Source organism: Pseudoalteromonas sp. MelDa3 (assembly GCF_002863625.1).
Taxonomy (GTDB): domain Bacteria; phylum Pseudomonadota; class Gammaproteobacteria; order Enterobacterales; family Alteromonadaceae; genus Pseudoalteromonas; species Pseudoalteromonas arctica.
In genome coordinates, this window is sequence record NZ_PJBR01000008.1 from 59,003 (window position 1) to 76,830 (window position 17,828).

Annotated in this window: 13 protein-coding genes; 10 read left to right on the forward strand and 3 right to left on the reverse strand. The window is 39.3% G+C overall.

The window, feature by feature from the left end:
- The first annotated feature begins 1 nt into the window (after position 1).
- A complete protein-coding gene (locus CXF89_RS02885; protein WP_121953754.1) occupies positions 2-3,121 on the forward strand; it encodes an efflux RND transporter permease subunit in 3,120 nt (1,039 codons plus the stop codon).
- Between the two features lie 200 nt (positions 3,122-3,321).
- Entirely contained in the window at positions 3,322-3,777 is a 456-nt protein-coding gene (locus CXF89_RS02890) for a hypothetical protein (protein WP_007586459.1), read from the forward strand.
- Between the two features lie 176 nt (positions 3,778-3,953).
- On the opposite strand, the gene CXF89_RS02895 is transcribed toward CXF89_RS02890, so the two are convergent.
- The gene (locus CXF89_RS02895; RefSeq protein ID WP_007586460.1) at positions 3,954-4,460 is read right to left on the reverse strand and encodes a glycine cleavage system transcriptional repressor; all 507 of its coding nucleotides are present in this window, start codon (positions 4,458-4,460) and stop codon (positions 3,954-3,956) included.
- A gap of 381 nt (positions 4,461-4,841) precedes the next feature.
- Here CXF89_RS02895 and CXF89_RS02900 point away from each other — a divergent pair, with 381 nt between their 5' ends.
- The 7 genes from CXF89_RS02900 to CXF89_RS02930 all read left to right on the forward strand — a co-directional run bounded on the left by CXF89_RS02900 (position 4,842) and on the right by CXF89_RS02930 (position 13,483).
- Positions 4,842-7,076 (forward strand): ABC transporter permease subunit, encoded by a 2,235-nt coding sequence (locus CXF89_RS02900; protein ID WP_121953755.1) that lies wholly within the window; start codon positions 4,842-4,844, stop codon positions 7,074-7,076.
- Between the two features lie 15 nt (positions 7,077-7,091).
- Positions 7,092-8,741, forward strand: a complete 1,650-nt coding sequence (pstA, locus tag CXF89_RS02905; RefSeq protein ID WP_121953756.1) for a phosphate ABC transporter permease PstA — start codon at positions 7,092-7,094, stop codon at positions 8,739-8,741.
- Between the two features lie 27 nt (positions 8,742-8,768).
- The gene (pstB, locus tag CXF89_RS02910) at positions 8,769-9,596 is read left to right on the forward strand and encodes a phosphate ABC transporter ATP-binding protein PstB (protein WP_007586464.1); all 828 of its coding nucleotides are present in this window, start codon (positions 8,769-8,771) and stop codon (positions 9,594-9,596) included.
- 46 nt (positions 9,597-9,642) lie between these two features.
- Positions 9,643-10,344 carry a phosphate signaling complex protein PhoU gene (phoU, locus tag CXF89_RS02915; protein ID WP_007586465.1) on the forward strand — a complete coding sequence of 234 codons (702 nt, stop codon included), beginning with the start codon at positions 9,643-9,645 and terminating at the stop codon, positions 10,342-10,344.
- A gap of 150 nt (positions 10,345-10,494) precedes the next feature.
- Positions 10,495-11,172, forward strand: a complete 678-nt coding sequence (locus CXF89_RS02920; RefSeq protein ID WP_002957838.1) for a TIGR00153 family protein — start codon at positions 10,495-10,497, stop codon at positions 11,170-11,172.
- A 39-nt stretch (positions 11,173-11,211) separates the two neighbouring features.
- On the forward strand, positions 11,212-12,480 hold the full coding sequence (locus tag CXF89_RS02925; protein WP_007586466.1) for an inorganic phosphate transporter: 1,269 nt from the start codon (positions 11,212-11,214) through the stop codon (positions 12,478-12,480).
- 82 nt (positions 12,481-12,562) lie between these two features.
- Positions 12,563-13,483 carry a hydrogen peroxide-inducible genes activator gene (locus CXF89_RS02930; protein ID WP_007586467.1) on the forward strand — a complete coding sequence of 307 codons (921 nt, stop codon included), beginning with the start codon at positions 12,563-12,565 and terminating at the stop codon, positions 13,481-13,483.
- Between the two features lie 24 nt (positions 13,484-13,507).
- On the opposite strand, the gene CXF89_RS02935 is transcribed toward CXF89_RS02930, so the two are convergent.
- On the reverse strand, positions 13,508-13,720 hold the full coding sequence (locus tag CXF89_RS02935) for a hypothetical protein (protein WP_121953757.1): 213 nt from the start codon (positions 13,718-13,720) through the stop codon (positions 13,508-13,510).
- 181 nt (positions 13,721-13,901) lie between these two features.
- Positions 13,902-16,433, reverse strand: coding sequence for a two-component system response regulator (locus CXF89_RS02940; protein ID WP_121953758.1), 2,532 nt, complete (start codon positions 16,431-16,433; stop codon positions 13,902-13,904).
- Between the two features lie 187 nt (positions 16,434-16,620).
- Here CXF89_RS02940 and queA point away from each other — a divergent pair, with 187 nt between their 5' ends.
- Positions 16,621-17,652, forward strand: coding sequence for a tRNA preQ1(34) S-adenosylmethionine ribosyltransferase-isomerase QueA (queA, locus tag CXF89_RS02945; protein ID WP_010554380.1), 1,032 nt, complete (start codon positions 16,621-16,623; stop codon positions 17,650-17,652).
- Positions 17,653-17,828 lie beyond the last annotated feature (176 nt).

Sequence of the window (17,828 nt, forward strand, 5' to 3'; positions counted from 1 at the left end):
TATGATAACTGCCATTATTCGCTGGTCTGTTAGCAATCGCTTTTTTGTGTTGTTGCTTACATTAATTTTACTGGGTGGAGGATTGTTTGCGGTAAAAAATACGCCCGTGGATGCCTTGCCTGACTTATCTGATGTTCAGGTCATTATAAAAACCACTTACCCGGGGCAAGCGCCGCAAGTAGTGCAAGACCAAGTTACATTTCCGCTCACCACAGCAATGCTTTCTGTGCCGGGTGCACAAACTGTAAGGGGTTTTTCGTTTTTTGGTGACTCGTACGTTTACGTTATTTTTGACGAAAAAACCGATTTGTATTGGGCGCGTAGCCGAGTACAAGAATACCTAAGCCAAGTAGCGAGTAGATTACCCGATAGCGCTACGCCAGAGCTTGGCCCTGATGCAACAGGCGTAGGTTGGATTTACTTATACGCACTAATTGATAAAACAAATAAACACGATATTAGTCAGCTACGAAGCTTACAAGATTGGTTTTTAAAGTTTGAGCTACAAACTGTGCCCGGTGTATCTGAAGTGGCTGCTGTTGGTGGCATGGTTAAGCAATACCAAGTCAATGTAGAGCCTGATAAATTACGCGCATATGGTATTCCGCTTAGCCTTATTCAAACCGCTATTCAACAAGGCAACCAAGAGATGGGCGCCTCGGTAGTTGAAATGGCTGAAGCTGAATACATGGTAACAAGCACAGGCTACATTAAGAGTGTTGCCGACTTGGAAGCTATTCCGCTTGGTGTAAACGCCAACGGTACTGCGCTGCAATTGCGTGATGTAGCTGATATTCGAGTCGGGCCGCAAATGCGCCGTGGTGTAGCAGAGCTAAATGGCGAAGGTGAAGTAACCGGCGGCATTGTTATTATGCGCTATGGCGAAAATGCACAAAAAACCATTGAACTCGTAAAAGCAAAGTTAGAATCGCTTAAAAAGGGATTACCAGAGGGCGTTGAAATAGTCCCTGTGTACGATCGCTCCAACTTAATAAATAACGCGGTAGATAATCTAACAAGTAAGCTAATTGAAGAGCTTATTGTAGTTGCCTTAGTGTGTGTGGTGTTTTTATTTCATGTGCGCTCATCACTTGTAGCGATTATTACGTTACCGCTTGGAATTTTAACGGCATTTATAATTATGTATTGGCAGGGGATTAACGCCAATATTATGTCTTTAGGGGGGATTGCAATAGCCATAGGCGCAATGACCGATGGCGCTATCGTTATGATTGAAAATATGCATAAGCATATGGAAAAAACGCCCCTTACCAACGAAAACCGCTGGGAAGTTGTGGCTAAATCGGCGAGTGAAGTGGGTCCTGCATTATTTTTTAGTTTATTAATTATTACCGTCAGCTTTATGCCGGTATTTATTTTAGAAGCACAAGAAGGGCGTATGTTTGCGCCACTGGCTTACACTAAAACCTATGCTATGGCTGCGTCTGCTGGGCTTGCGATTACCTTAGTGCCGGTATTAATGGGTTACTTTATTAGAGGTAAGGTCATTTCGGAGCAAAAAAATCCAGTTAATCGATTACTCGTCGCAGCGTATCGTCCACTACTTAACTGGGTGCTTAAATTTCCAAAAATGACATTGGTACTCGCGGTGGTTGTTTCTGTTATTGGCTTTTACCCGGTAAATAAAATAGGTAGTGAATTTATTCCGCCACTCGATGAGGGCGATTTAATGTATATGCCCACAACGTATCCTGGTTTATCGGTAGGTAAAGCGCGCGAAATACTACAGCAAACCGACAAGTTAATTGCCACAGTACCCGAGGTTAAAACAGTATTTGGTAAAGTTGGGCGAGCAGAAACTGCAACAGATCCTGCGCCGCTTACAATGATAGAGACGTTTATTCAGCTAAAGCCAAAAGACGAATGGCGCGAGGGTATGACTCTTGAAAAGCTTAAAAAAGAACTCGATGGTTTGGTTAAGTTCCCTGGGCTTACAAATGCGTGGGTTATGCCAATTAAAACACGTATTGATATGCTCGCAACGGGTATTAAAACCCCTGTGGGAATTAAAGTTGCGGGACCAAAGTTGAGCGAAATTCAAAAAATTGGTCAACAAATAGAAGTGCTTCTAAAAGATGTTCAAGGCACCGCATCGGTTTACTCAGAGCGAGTAGCCGGTGGACGTTATATAAAAGTAGATATAAATCGTGAAAAAGCTGCGCGTTATAGTTTAAACATTAGCGACGTACAGCAGGTTGTATCTACTGCAATAGGTGGTACAAACGTAACACAAACGGTAGAAGGGCAAGAGCGTTACCCTGTTAATTTACGTTATCCGCAAGCATACAGAGACTCGCCAGAAGAGTTAATGTTGTTACCTATTGTAACGCCTACAGGGCAGCGTATAGCACTTGGTGATGTAGCCGATGTATTTATTGAAGATGGACCGCCTGGTATAAAAAGCGAAAATGCACGTTTAAACGGTTGGAGTTTTATTGATATAGATGGCGTTGATATTGGTACTTACGTTGAGCACGCTCAGCAAGTGCTCGATAAAGACCTAATACTACCTGCTGGCTACTCAATTACGTGGGCTGGGCAGTATGAATACATGCAGCGCGCTAAAGAAAAACTGACTTATGTATTACCACTTACATTAGCGATTATTATTGTATTGCTTTACCTTAATTTTAGAAGCTTTGCTGAGGTCACTATTATTATGGCTACGTTGCCACTGGCAATGATTGGTGGCGTATGGCTAATGTATTTAGAGGGCTTTAACTTTTCAGTTGCAGTAGGTGTAGGCTTTATTGCCTTAGCTGGGGTAGCGGTAGAAATTGGGGTCATTATGTTGGTGTATTTAAACCAAGCCTATCAAGAAAAGTGCCTCGAAGCAGAGCAAGCAGGTAAGCCACTTAGCTTAGTACAATTACAGCAAGCTATTATTGAAGGAGCAGGGCTTCGAGTACGCCCGGTTATGATGACTGTCGCGACAATTATTATCGGTTTATTACCTGTACTTTATGGCACGGGCACCGGAAGCGAAGTAATGAGCCGAATAGCAGCGCCTATGGTTGGCGGTATGGGCAGTGCAATTGTACTCACCTTACTTGTTATTCCTGCGGTTTACTTGCTGTGGCGCAAACAAGGACTTAAATAATATAAAACAACAAGACTATAGAGCAATGCTGTTACTACTCACGCATTGCTCTATAAAAATTACCTATAATTTGTAAGTTGTTCTATTAAATAGCGAGTTATTACTCATGTTTAAATTAACTAACTGTTTTTAAATAGCTTTTTAATTGGCACGCTTTACGCAGTGTATTACCTATACAGTCAACTAAGTAAGGAATGCACATGCAAGTTAAAACAATTAAAGAGGTATACGATTGGACCGTTTTGTTTCATACGCAAATGGCGGCTAATTTTTATAGCGTAAAGGATTTACTCGATGAACATAATGCAATGCTGGTGGACTACTACCTAAATTACGAAAAAAAACTCGCCGAAGATTTAGTCGGGTTTAAAGCGATAACCGAAATAAATACGCTCGATACGTACAGTTATGAATACTTTGCTAAAAATCCTGAGCTAATTACTTTTGAAGACATTAGTAAAGATCAGCAATTCGATGAAGAAGTCATTCAAGGCTATTTAGCACAGCAACATCAAAAAGTGATTGAGTTATATGAATACTTACTTGAACGCGCCGAAACCGAAAGTGGGCAAGAAAAGCTTCAACAAATACTAGAGCTTGAAAAGCAAGGTATAAAGCAAATGATGCAAAGTACTAATCGTCATATGGATATGTAGCTTTATAAAAGAGCGGGATTACTGAGTTTATCTCGCTCTTATTAGCTTTAAGGTGATTATTTAAAATAGCTGATGCTTGCATCGGCTTATTTTATGTCTGCGTTAAATAATCTGCAGAGCATTTTGATGGACTGAAATGGTATGCGTGTCAGTTGTATGGCACGCATAAATGGAGGTTAAACTTCTTCCGTATCTACAATTAAATCACTTGTAATTGATTCCAATGCTTCAATAACTTCGTCTTTATCCATACCATTTGGCAAAGTAACGGTAGCAACAGCGCTAAAAATAGGCACTCCCCAATTAGGTGCACTTTGTTGTCTTGAATTTAAGTGAGTAATATTAGCGCCTTTATGACGTATTACACTTGCCAGTTCTTGAACAATACCAGGACGGTCGTTACCTGTTATAACTAGATTAATTTGCTCTAGTGTTGATGGTTCAATCTCTGTGTTTCCGGTTTCAATACGAACGTCTAACTTAGGTAACTTATTTAAAGCACTTTGTAATGATTGAAAATGCTCCTCAGCAACTTCAAGTTGAATAATACCTGCAAAATGACCTAATAAATGGCTTAAGTTACTGCTTAGCCAGTTGCCATGATTCTGTAATACGACTGATGAGATGCTCTCTACTAAACCAGGGCGATCTTTCCCTAAAATAGTTATAACCAACTGCTTCATAAATAATTCTCTTTTTAAGCCCAAAGAAAGTAAATGCATAGGCATTAAGTATGTTGTCTAATTTAAATTGTGTGTTGTTGCACTTTTTTATAAATCTTTGATTATAAGTTAAAAAAATGGATATAGTTGTGTTGACTATACGCAGTATTAATAGTCATTATTATTTACTAAGTACTCTTTTAGTATTGACCTCGATAAATACTTTGTCCAATTATTTTATAATTTAGTTCACTTATAAATCACCTATTTGAAGCTAATTTAGACTTTTCCCTCGTTAGTTTTATTTAAAGCTGTTTTAGAGTGCTTATTGTTACCGTTGTAACAATACTGTCATCTTGATGAAATATAATTTATGCAACGTTAAGATTTAAGGGTGTTTTGATGACTTCAAATCCGAATAAGCCGACTTTTAATACGGATCGAAGCCGTCTATTTAAAGATCGGTTTGCCAAATTTGGCATAACCGCAGGTGGGATAATGGTATTAGTAGCGCTGCTATTAATATTCTTTTACCTTCTTTATGTAGTACAGCCAATTTTTGAATCAGCAAAAGTAGAAAAGCGCGATAGCTTTCATGTTGCTAATTCACAGCAAATAGTAGGTTTAGGCGTAGAAGAGCAAACTGAAGTAGCTTACTTACTAAGTGAGCAGGGGCAGGTTGATTTTTACAGTGTTGAGTCAGGTAGTTTTGGTAAAAAACTCAAAATGCTTAATGCAGAGTTACCTAGTGATGCAACAAGCTTTGCAACTAGCGCGCCTTTTCAAGGGCATTATGCGTTTGGTTTAAAAGATGGCACCGTAATGGTTGTTGCACCTAAATTTTTAGTTACCTTTCCAAACAACGAACGTAAATTAACACCTCGCTTAGGTTTTCCTCTTGGGGAAATGGCTTTAGAAGTAGATGAGCAAGGTGCGGCTATTAAACGCTTTGCATTTAGTCACTATGAAGACAAAACAGCAGTTGTAGCACTTACCGAAGATAAACGTGTACTGTTTAGCAGTTTTGTTGCTGAAGAGAATATGTTTACTGGTGAAGTTGAGTGGGTTGTTGAGCGTACAGAACTTGATGTTGAAGGACGTGTAGACGAGTTATTAATGTCGCCAGATACAACACGTACTTTTGTGCGTTCTGCTAATCAAGTGTATGTATACGATACACGAGACCCAAGTGATGTAGAGCAAATTCAATTACTTTCGGCTAACGAAGAAAATGCAAATATTGTATCTGCACAGTTGTTGGCTGGTGCAAACTCATTAATGCTTGCGAATGATAACGGTGAGGTTTCGCAGTGGTTTGAAGTAAACACTGACACAGGCCGCGAATATCAAAAAATTCGCTCATTTGAAACGACTAAGCAAAGTAAGCTAAATATATTTACTGAGTTTTACCGTCGTACTTTTTTTACTACCGGCAATAATGGTGAGCTAGGTGTGTATTACACAACAAGTGAAGCAAAACTTTGGCAAGGTAAAGTAAGTGAAGGTGCAATAGAGAACTTTGCAATTGCACCACGTTCAAATGCTGCGTTAATTTTAGCGGATAACAAACTAACCGTATTAGATATTCACAACGAGCATCCAGAAGTTACTTGGTCAGCACTTTGGCAAGAAGTGTGGTACGAAGGTTACCCAGAGCCAGGTTATATATGGCAGTCAACATCAGCTAGTGATGACTTTGAGTCTAAGTTTTCATTAGTGCCAATTTCGTTTGGTACATTAAAAGCTGCACTTTACGCTATGTTGTTTGCTGTACCAATCGCGCTTTCGGCGGCTATTTACACGGCATACTTTATGTCGAGCAAATTACGTAAAGTGGTTAAGCCTACCGTAGAAATAATGGAAGCATTACCAACGGTTATTTTGGGTTTTTTAGCGGGTCTTTGGTTAGCACCGTTAATAGAAGAACACTTACCTGCGATTGTTGGGTTACTCGTACTATTACCGCTAGGTATGTTAGCGACGGGCTTAGCTTGGACTAAATTGCCAACAAAAATTCGCCATAGAATTCCTGAAGGTTCTCATTCAATTATCCTTATTCCGGTCGTCTTACTTATTGGTTGGTTTTCGTTTGCGATGAGTGGATTTGTTGAGCTTTGGATGTTTGACGGCAATGTACGTCAGTACTTAACAAATGAGCTGGGTATGACATTCGATCAACGTAACTCGCTTGTTGTAGGTATTGCGATGGGCTTTGCGGTTATTCCTACTATATTCTCAATTGCAGAAGACGCGGTATTTAGTGTTCCAAAGCATTTATCAAATGGCTCATTAGCATTAGGTGCAACGCAGTGGCAAACACTAATACGTGTTGTATTACTAACAGCAAGCCCAGGTATTTTCTCTGCGGTAATGATGGGACTTGGCCGAGCAGTTGGCGAAACCATGATTGTACTTATGGCAACCGGTAATACACCGATTATGGATTGGAGCATTTTCCAAGGTATGCGTACGCTTGCAGCAAATATTGCAGTTGAAATGCCAGAGTCAGAAGTAGGTAGTTCGCACTATAGAATATTATTCTTAGCGGCCTTTGTATTATTCATATTCACATTCATTTTTAACACAGTCGCTGAGTTTGTTCGCCAGCAACTGCGTGAAAAATACAGCTCAATGTAAGCGGAGAGACATGACATGGTAAAGCAGTGGTTTAAGTCTGGTTCTCCTTGGATTTGGATGACCGGTGGTGCAGTGAGCATCAGTTTGATTTCAGTTTTAGGCTTATTAGCAATGATAGCCTGGAAAGGGTTAAGCTTTTTCTGGCCTTCAGAAGTTGTACAGTTTGAACTTGAAGGGTCGATTGCAAAGCAAACTGTTATTGGCGAAGTTTACGACCGTGAATTAGTACCAAAAACGCGTTTAGCCGCCACAGGTATTGATGTTAGCGGATTTGAAAAAGAAGAAATAGAGCGCTTACTTATTAAAACAGGTAACCGCGAATATGTAGATTTAGATTTTCGTTGGATATTAGAAACCGACATAACAAATAAAACAGCACCAGCGGCGCTTGCAGTATTTGAGCGTAGTAAAAACGGTAACTTTTATGGTTATGTGCAAAACGTTATTAAAGACGGTAAACCAGTCGAAGGCGATAAGATTGAAGCGCTACATGAGCTTGTAGAGCGTGCAGTAGACTTAAATGACGAAGCACTTGATTTGCAAAATGGTGACATTGGGCATATTAACTACGCACTTGAACGCCTTCGTTTAAAAGAAAAGGGCTACTTACTCGATAATGCACTTACTGATGAGCGTGTTGCTGAGCTTGCTCAAGAGCGTGCTGAATTACGTGCACAGTATGGTGTACTTGAAAAAGATTTATTTGCACTACGCAAACAAGCTAAACGTGACCACGTAACTGTAAAAGATATGCGCGGTGAGGTTGTAACGATTCCAATGTACCAAGTACTTGATGTTTGGTTTCCAAACGACATGGGCTTTTTTGCAAAGCTAGGTCACTATTTTGTACAGCTAGGTAAGTTTGTATCTGATGATCCACGTGAAGCAAATACAGAGGGCGGTGTGTTCCCTGCTATATTTGGTACTGTGTTTATGGTTATGTTGATGGCTGTGATAGTGACACCGTTTGGCGTTGTTGCTGCGATTTACTTACACGAGTACGCCGCTAAAAATGCAATCACTAAAATGATTCGTATCGCGGTGATTAACTTGGCTGGTGTTCCTTCAATTGTATATGGTGTATTTGGCCTTGGCTTTTTTGTATACATGTTAGGTGGTAGCTTAGACCAACTATTTTATCCAGAATCGTCGCCAACGCCAGTATTTGGTACGCCAGGTGTAATGTGGTCGGCATTAACGCTCGCTATACTAACGCTGCCAGTTGTTATTGTATCGACTGAAGAAGGTTTATCTCGTATTCCAAGTACCGTACGTGATGGTTCACTAGCGCTTGGCGCAACAAAAGTAGAAACGTTATGGCGCATAATTATTCCAATGGCAAGCCCTGCAATTATGACCGGTTTAATACTGGCAGTTGCGCGTGCTGCAGGTGAAGTTGCACCGTTAATGCTGGTAGGTGTCGTAAAAATGGCCCCTACATTACCACTTGATGGCAACTTCCCGTATTTTCACTTAGATAGAAAGTTCATGCACTTAGGCTTTCATATATACGATGTTGGCTTCCAAAGCCCTAATGTTGAAGCGGCACGCCCGCTGGTATACGCAACGGCCTTTTTATTGGTGTCGGTGATTATTACCCTAAACATAACGGCCATTGGTATACGTAACCATTTACGTGAAAAATTCAGATCGCTTGAACACTAATTAGTAAAGATTTTATAGGTAACAAAAATGATTACAGTCGCTCCAAAAGTAAACCAAGCTAATATAGGCCAGAAGTTAGACCTAGAAAATTTAACGGATGACCAAAAAGCGCTAGAGATTAAAGATCTCGATCTTTACTACGGTGATAAGCAAGCGCTTAATAAAGTAAATATGAACATTCCAAAAGGCCAAGTAACTGCGTTTATAGGACCATCGGGCTGTGGTAAATCAACGTTATTACGTTGTATTAACCGCATGAACGATTTGGTAGATATTTGTCGTATTGAAGGTGAAATATTACTTCACGGTCAAAATATTTACGATAAGAGCGTAGATGTAGCAGCACTTCGTCGTAATGTAGGTATGGTGTTTCAGCGTCCTAACCCATTTCCTAAATCAATTTATGAAAATGTGGTTTATGGCCTACGCTTACAAGGTATTAAAGAGAAGCGTAAGTTAGATGAAGTGGTAGAGCAATCACTTCGTGGTGCTGCTTTATGGGATGAAGTAAAAGATAGATTACACGACAGCGCGTTTGGCTTATCGGGTGGTCAGCAACAGCGTTTAGTTATTGCTCGCTCAATTGCAATTGAGCCAGAAGTTCTTTTATTAGATGAACCTACATCAGCACTTGACCCTATTTCTACTTTGGTAATCGAAGAGCTAATAAACGATTTAAAAAACCAATTTACCGTTGTTATTGTTACACATAACATGCAACAAGCAGCGCGTGTATCTGATCAAACAGCCTTTATGTATATGGGCGAATTGATTGAGTACTCAGACACAAATACCTTATTTACTACACCAACGAAGAAAAAGACCGAAGATTATATTACCGGTCGTTACGGTTAATTAGCCCGTTGTAGCGTGTTGTGCAAGATTAAGAGAGAAGGTAACTATGGAACATAATATTAATAAACATATTTCTGGGCGTTTTAACCAAGAACTAGAAAATGTACGTAATCATGTATTAAGTATGGGTGGCTTAGTTGAGCAGCAGTTAAACAGTGCGCTTGATGCGGTGAGTCGTAACGATGCAGAGCTTGCTCAAAAGGTACGTCAGAACGATTATAAAGTGAATGCAATGGAAGTAAGCATTGATGAAGAGTGTACGCGTATTATTGCTCGTCGTCAGCCTGCAGCAAGCGACTTACGTTTAGTGATTGCAATTGCAAAAACAATTGCTGATTTAGAGCGTATTGGCGATGAAGCTGAGCGAATTGCTAAAGTTGCACTAGACTCATTTACCAAAGATCAGCAAGATTTATTAGTAAATATTGAAAATATGGGCCGTCAAGTTTTAAAAATGCTACACGACGTACTGGATGCATTTGCGCGTATGGATGTGCAACGCGCATTTCAAGTACATAAAGAAGATGCAAAAGTTGACCGCGAATATGAAGCCATCACACGTCAAATAATGACTTACATGATGGAAGATCCACGCTCAATCCCTAAAATCATGGACTTAGTTTGGTCTGTTCGCTCATTAGAGCGTATTGGTGATCGCTGTCAGAACATTGCTGAATACATTATTTATTTTGTTAATGGCAAAGATATTCGCCATACATCTCAAGAAGATATAGAAAAATCACTATGATTTTTTATCCATCATGTATTTCTATTAAAGCGGCTTAGTGCCGCTTTGTGTATTGCAAGCTTTAGTGAAGTAATAAAAAGCGTTCACAATCTTGGTTAATACTGTAAAATTCATGCTGCAAAGCATATCAATTTGATTAAAGGGTCAGTTATGCCTACAAACGCGTTTTTAGGAGTATTTGCAAAATCTCCTATCAAACCAATGGAAGAACACATCAAGAAGGTTCATCAAGCAAGTAAAGCTTTGATACCTTTTTTTAATCACGTATTTAAAGAAGAGTGGGTACAAGCAGAAGAGCTTCGCATCACTATTCGCAATTTAGAACGTGAAGCTGATGATATGAAAAGAGATATACGTTTACAATTACCGCGTGGTTTATTCATGCCGGTAGAGCGTACAGATCTTCTCGAACTAGTAACTCAACAAGATAAAATTGCCAATAAAGCAAAAGATATTGCAGGGCGAGTGATTGGTCGTGAAATGACCATTCCAAAAGTTATGCAAGCTGATTTCTTAGCTTACTTAACCCGTTGTGTAGATGCGACTAAACAAGCATCTAAAGCAATTAACGAATTAGAAGAATTGCTAGAAACGGGTTTTAAAGGTCGAGAAGTCACCTTAGTAGAAAAAATGTTAGTTGAATTGGATGCCATAGAACAAGACACGGACGAAATGCAGATAAAAGTACGCCGCCAGCTACGTGATGTAGAGGGTGAGTTAAATCCAATTGATGTTATGTTTTTGTACAAAATCATTGAATGGGTTGGCGAGCTTGCAGATATTGCAGAGCGCGTAGGATCACGTCTTGAGCTGATGTTAGCTCGTTAATTTAAAATCAGTTCAAACACGAAAGATTAAGGTTTTACAATGGATATCATTGCATCTTACGGCACGGTATTAATTTTAATTGCCGCAGCAGTCGGCTTTTTTATGGCTTATGGTATTGGCGCGAACGACGTAGCGAACGCCATGGGCACATCTGTAGGTTCAAAAGCGCTAACAATCAAACAAGCTATTTTTATAGCGATGATTTTTGAATTTGCAGGCGCTTACTTAGCAGGTGGTGAGGTTACATCAACAATTCGTAAAGGAATTATCGATGCCGCACCATTTGCAGACATTCCTGAACTTATGGTTCTGGGTATGATTTCATCTTTATTTGCAGCGGGTGCTTGGTTATTAATGGCCTCGTTCTTGGGTTGGCCAGTATCAACGACTCACTCAATCATTGGTGCAATCATTGGTTTTGCGTTAGTTGCTGTTGGTACTGAGGCGATTCAATGGGATAAAGTAGGTGGTATTGTTGGTAGTTGGATTATAACGCCCGCCATATCAGGCTTTATTGCATACTTAATATTTATGAGTGCACAAAAACTTATTTTTAATACAGATGCACCACTAAAAAATGCTAAACGCTATGTACCACTTTATATGGGTTTAGCAGGTTTTATAATGGCCTTGGTTACAATTAAAAAAGGCTTAAAGCATGTTGGTGTTGATTTAGGTGCAGCCGAAGGGTACGCCTTAGCAATAGCTGTAGCAGTTGTCGTTGCTATAATTGGTAAAATTGCTATTTCTCGTTTAAATATCGATCCAAAAGCAGATAAACAAATGCAATTCAACAATGTTGAAAAAGTGTTTGCTGTTCTTATGGTATTAACAGCATGTTGTATGGCCTTTGCACATGGTTCTAACGATGTTGCTAATGCAATCGGTCCACTAGCTGCTGTTGTAAATATTGTTGAAAACAATGGTGAAATTGCTAAAAAAGCGGCTATTGCTTGGTGGATTCTACCTCTAGGTGGTTTTGGTATTGTTGCGGGTCTTGCTATTTTGGGCAAAAAAGTAATTAAAACGATTGGTGAAGGCATTACACATTTAACGCCTAGCCGTGGTTTTGCTGCTGAACTAGCCGCTGCTTCTACCGTTGTTATTGCATCAGGTACTGGTATGCCAATCTCTACTACTCAAACCTTAGTAGGTGCGGTATTAGGTGTAGGTATGGCACGTGGAATTGGTGCACTTAACATGGGTGTTATCAGAAACATTGTAGTTTCTTGGGTAATTACATTGCCAGTTGGCGCTGCCCTTGCTATTGTTATTTTCTACGTACTAAGAACCGCATTTGGGGTTTAACAAAAAAGTACTCAAAGACTTTTAGCTTGAAAAGATCTCAATGCCCTAGGTGTTGGGGTCTTTTTATTTGTGGAAAGAAAAAATGACCAATCTTCCAAGTATCAAACAGCTACAGTATTTATTAGCTGTTCATCAACATCAGCACTTTGGCAGAGCTGCCAGTGCCTGTTTTATTGGGCAATCTACTTTAAGCAGTGCTATTCAAAATCTTGAAGAAACTTTGGGTTGCCAGCTTATTGAACGCGAAAATCGCAGCCTCATGTTTACCAGTATTGGTGAAGAAGTTGTTGAGCGCTCTCGTAAAATAATTAACGATACAATTAGTTTAAAAGAGCTCACTAAAAGCTTTTTAACACCACTGAGTGGTAAATTAACGGTGGGTGTTATACCTACAATTGCTAGCTTTATAGCGGCTCCTCTGTATCACTTTTGTAAAGAAACCTTTTGTGATTTAGAGCTGGTATTAATAGAAGATACGAGTGATAAGCTACTGGATAAACTTGAGCATGGGCATATTGATTTAGCGCTACTTGCACTGCCATACGAAACCGATAAATTTCATACACAAGTATTGGCAAAAGATCAGTTTAGTTTAGTGCACCATAAGGATTACAGCGCTGCAAAGGGCGTAGTCGACTTTAATCTATTACCAGAGGCTAGCGTATTCTTACTCGAGCGTGAGCACTGTATGACAGGCCATGCGCTTAGTGCATGTCATTTAAATCGTGCTAGCTGTATTAACCCATTTGAAGCAGCAAGCTTGCATACATTATTAAGTATGGTTGAGCATCAGCTCGGGGTGACTTTTTTACCACAAATGGCGATTAACGCCGGAATTTTAGATAATAAAAATATGGTGGCTACACCATCACAAAGTGATGCATATAGAGATATTGGCATATTGTGGCGGAAAACTACGGGGCGGATCCGCGACTTTAAGTTATTTAGTCAACAGCTTGAGATATTTTTAAAGCGCCAATGTAGTTTAGATTTTTCTAAATAAGAATAGTAAATGAATGAAAGCAGCCTATAAAGGCTGCTTTTGATTTTTAAAATGGCTTTCAAAAGGCTCAAGTTCGGGTAAAAATAGTAAATAAATCCATACCACCAAGTTAAAGTAAGGCACGCAACCTAATACAGTAAAAACCTTAACTGGGTAGCCTTTAATATTTGCGTAACGATAACACTGATACGCGATTGCAAAATGTATAATCAGTAATAACATAACTAGCTGTGTCATACCTTTCTCCTTAAAAGCTTAAATAGCTTTGAAACCCACTATAAATATCAGTACTACGTCGCCAAAAGGTAATGTCATGTTTTTAAAGTGAAATACATTAAAATGCACGACATTTTTTATTTGATACTGAAAGTATAGGCAAGAAAGGTAATATTGGTAGTAACAAATTGTTTAATTTTGTTTATTTTGGGCTAGCTTGTTGTTGGTAAAACGTTTTATTTTTTGAAATTTTTTCAAGCTCATCTTTTACTTTTTCAACAGGTACTGGGCGTGCAATAAAGTAGCCTTGTCCATAATCAACACCTATCTCTTTTAGTGCAAAAAATATCTCTTCGTTTTCAACGTACTCAGCTACAGAGCGCTTATCGAGAGACCGACTAATATCATTTATTGCTTTTACTAACGCTAAGTCTATAGGGTCATTAAGCATGTCGCTTACAAATGAGCCATCAATTTTTACATGTTGTGCTGGAAGCTGCTTTAAATAGTTAAATGTACTAAAGCCAGTTCCAAAATCGTCAATAGAAAAATGACAGCCTAAGCTATTAAGCTTCTCAATCATTTTACGAGTCGCTTTTAAGTTGTTAATACTTGCTGATTCAGTTATTTCAAAAATTATCCGCGAAGGGGGCACGTTATACTTTTCAAGATTTGATTCAATTAATGGCAATAAGCGTTCATCTAAGAATGATTGTGCTGACAAATTAATAGCAACTTGGTTTAACTCTGGGTGCTTAGACACACAAGCAACGGCATTACGTATAACGCATTGATCCATCAAAAATGTGTCGTTAAGCATCTCTAAAGAGGGAATAAATTGATTTGGGTACACAAGTTTACCTTTGAGTTTTAAGCGTAAGAGCGCTTCAAAATAAGCAACTTTACACTCTTTAAAATCCCAAATAGGTTGGTAATGCAGTTCAATATTATCTTGCTGCAGTGCTTGTCGAATTTCGTGACCCCATTCAAGCCCAGTTTGAAGCGTATTGTTTTGAGCGTCCTCTTTTGAGTAGCAATGTACTAAGTTACGCCCTAAATTTTTGGCAATATACAAAGCAATATCGGCTTGTTTTAAACACTCATTAGGGTCGTTATTTTGTGTCGTGATTTGAGTTAAACCAATAGAGCAGCTAATAGTGTATATCTGATCTTCTGATTTAAAAGCATGTTTTTCTATCGCACTACACACACCTTCTGCAATAAGGTGTGCATCCAGTAAATTCATATCGGTAAGTATGACTGCAAACTCATCGCCGCCTATTCGGCACACCAAATGGTCTTCGCCAATATTTGTTTTAAATAATTGCGCCACTTCTTTTAATACTATGTCACCTTGGTGGTGACCTTTGCTGTCGTTTATTATTTTAAAGTGATCGAGGTCAATATAAATAACAGCATGCTCTATACCATCATACGTGTATTTATCTTGGCATATTTTATTAAGCTGTTGATCAAAGTAATAACGGTTATGTAAACCAGTTAGTGGGTCATGGTGTGCTAAATGACGTAGTTGGATCTCTGCTTGTTTACGTTCATGTATGTTGTCGATAGTGGCAGTTATGGTCGCGTTATTACGACTATTTTTGATTAGCTGTAATCTGCATTCGACCCAAATTAAATTGCCATTTTTATGGGTGAGCTTTACTTCTATTTGTTGCTGTTGCTCGCCACCATGTAAAATGTCATTAATAGTATAATTTAGTCTTCCTTTATCTTCGTTATTACAATAAGCGCTTAATGGGGTTTGTAGCGATGATTTAACACCAAAACCGCTCAATGCCTCCCATGCAGGGTTAATAAAACGAATATGCCCTTGCTGATCAAGCTCTAAAACAACCGTATTCAAATGCAATAAAATACGCTGATGAGCCGAAAATAACTCTTTGTAACGCACTTCGCTCACGCTAAGCTGCTCTACTTTGTAAGCAAACTCAGCATAACTCACCATAAAATCTTCACGTCGTGCGGCGTGGTCACACACTTTATTTAAAAATGAAGGGTCGTATGGGGCTCTAATAAAATCGGTAACACCAGACAGCAAAAGCTGCTCAGCGTAATCAGCATCATCACTTTCTATAATCGTAACAATAGCTTGTTTAGAATTGTGCTGTAGGATTTCTTCAACGAGTACACTCGAGCTCTCTGCACTTGATGTAGTGGCATCGAGTAGCACAATTGAAAACTGCTGTTGGTTGTAAGCGTTTAGTGCTGCTTTGGCTGAGGTAACGTGAGTAATAGCAAAGTTTAACTTTAACTGTTCACTTATTTTGTCGGCCGTATTTTGAAGTGGCTCTAATAATAATAAGTTTAGCCGGCTACTTTTTTCTAAGTGAGTAGATAAAACATTCGCAAGTACTTGAGGGAGCATGTCTTTATGTTCAAACGGCAGTACAGCATCTATCCCGTAGCTTCGGGCTGTTGTTTCTGCAATACGCTCACAGTAAATTGGCGGAATAAGTAAAATTGGGGTGTTTTTCGGTGTTTTTAATAATCCTGAGCGGATCATCCTCGAAAAGCGCCAGCCGTCAATTTTCCCAACATTAATGCCCGTTATTATAATATCAACAGGGTGTTGTTTTAAAAGCTTTAAAGCTTGTTGGCTATCTTGCGCATCAGTAAAGGTAAATACATTTAAGCTATCTAAAGTGCCTTTAATCGCGCGGCGTTCAGCACTACTTGCGTTTAATATTAGCAATTTAAGCTGGTTTGGCACGTGTTGAACACCCCTAATGTAACTTATAATAATTCAGCCGAACAAGAATAGTGACATTTAACCATAAGAACAAGAAAATTTAATGATAAACACGCAAACAAGATATTATAAGTTTGGCTGATTTCTTGAGCTTAATATCCGATACATATACACTTGGCGCGATTTTAAATGATGTGGATTACTAATTATGCGCGTGGCTGACTTTAGCTTTGACTTACCTGATGAATTAATAGCTCGTTTTCCTAAAGCGGACAGAACTAGCAGCCGTTTACTTACTTTAGATGGCCCAAGCGGAACTCTAGAACATAAAGTGTTTAGCGACATACTTGATTTAGTAAACGAAGGCGATTTGTTAGTCTTTAACAATACACGCGTTATTCCAGCACGTATGTTTGGTCAAAAAGCCTCTGGCGGCAAAGTTGAAGTGCTTGTAGAGCGAGTGCTAGATGAACATCGCGTACTTGCGCACGTACGCGCGAGCAAGTCGCTTAAGGTTGGTAACGAAGTTATTCTTGAAGGCAAAGCTAAAGCAATAATGGTTGCACGCCACGATACATTATTTGAGCTTGAGTTTGATCATAGCCAAAACGTGCTAGATATACTTAATGATATTGGTCATATGCCACTGCCTCCTTATATTGACCGACCTGATACCGAAGCTGATCGCGAGCGTTACCAAACTGTTTATGGAGAAAAGCCAGGTGCAGTTGCTGCGCCAACAGCGGGCTTACATTTTGACGATAAGTTAATGACGGCACTAAAAGATAAAGGTGTAAACATGGCTTTTGTTACTTTGCACGTTGGCGCCGGTACTTTTCAGCCAGTACGAGTGGATAGTGTTGATGAGCATGTAATGCATTCCGAGTACATAGAAGTGCCCGATGATGTAGTTGCTGCCGTTGCACAAACCAAAGCAAGTGGCGGGCGTGTAATTGCGGTTGGCACAACTTCAGTACGCTCATTAGAGTCGGCAGCTAAAGTTCACGGCGGCAAGTTAGATACGTATTTTGGTGATACCGATATATTTATTTTTCCGGGTTACCAATTTAATGTTGTTGATGCCATGGTCACTAATTTTCACTTACCTGAGTCAACACTCATTATGTTAGTAAGTGCTTTTAGCGGACAAGACAATATTATGGGCGCATACAATACCGCAATTGAACAAAAATACCGCTTTTTTAGTTACGGTGATGCGATGTTTTTAACACGCAAGTAACAGCTTGTTATTTAATACTCAGTAAAAAACATTAAAAACCCCAGCTTCGTTGCTGGGGTTTTTGTTTAGCGTAATAAGCAAGATTGAATTTATCGCAGCTAATAGTATTAATGAGGCAAAAAGGGTAGAATCGAGCGGTTAAATTATAGCTTGTTGGACTGTTTTTCCGACATTGA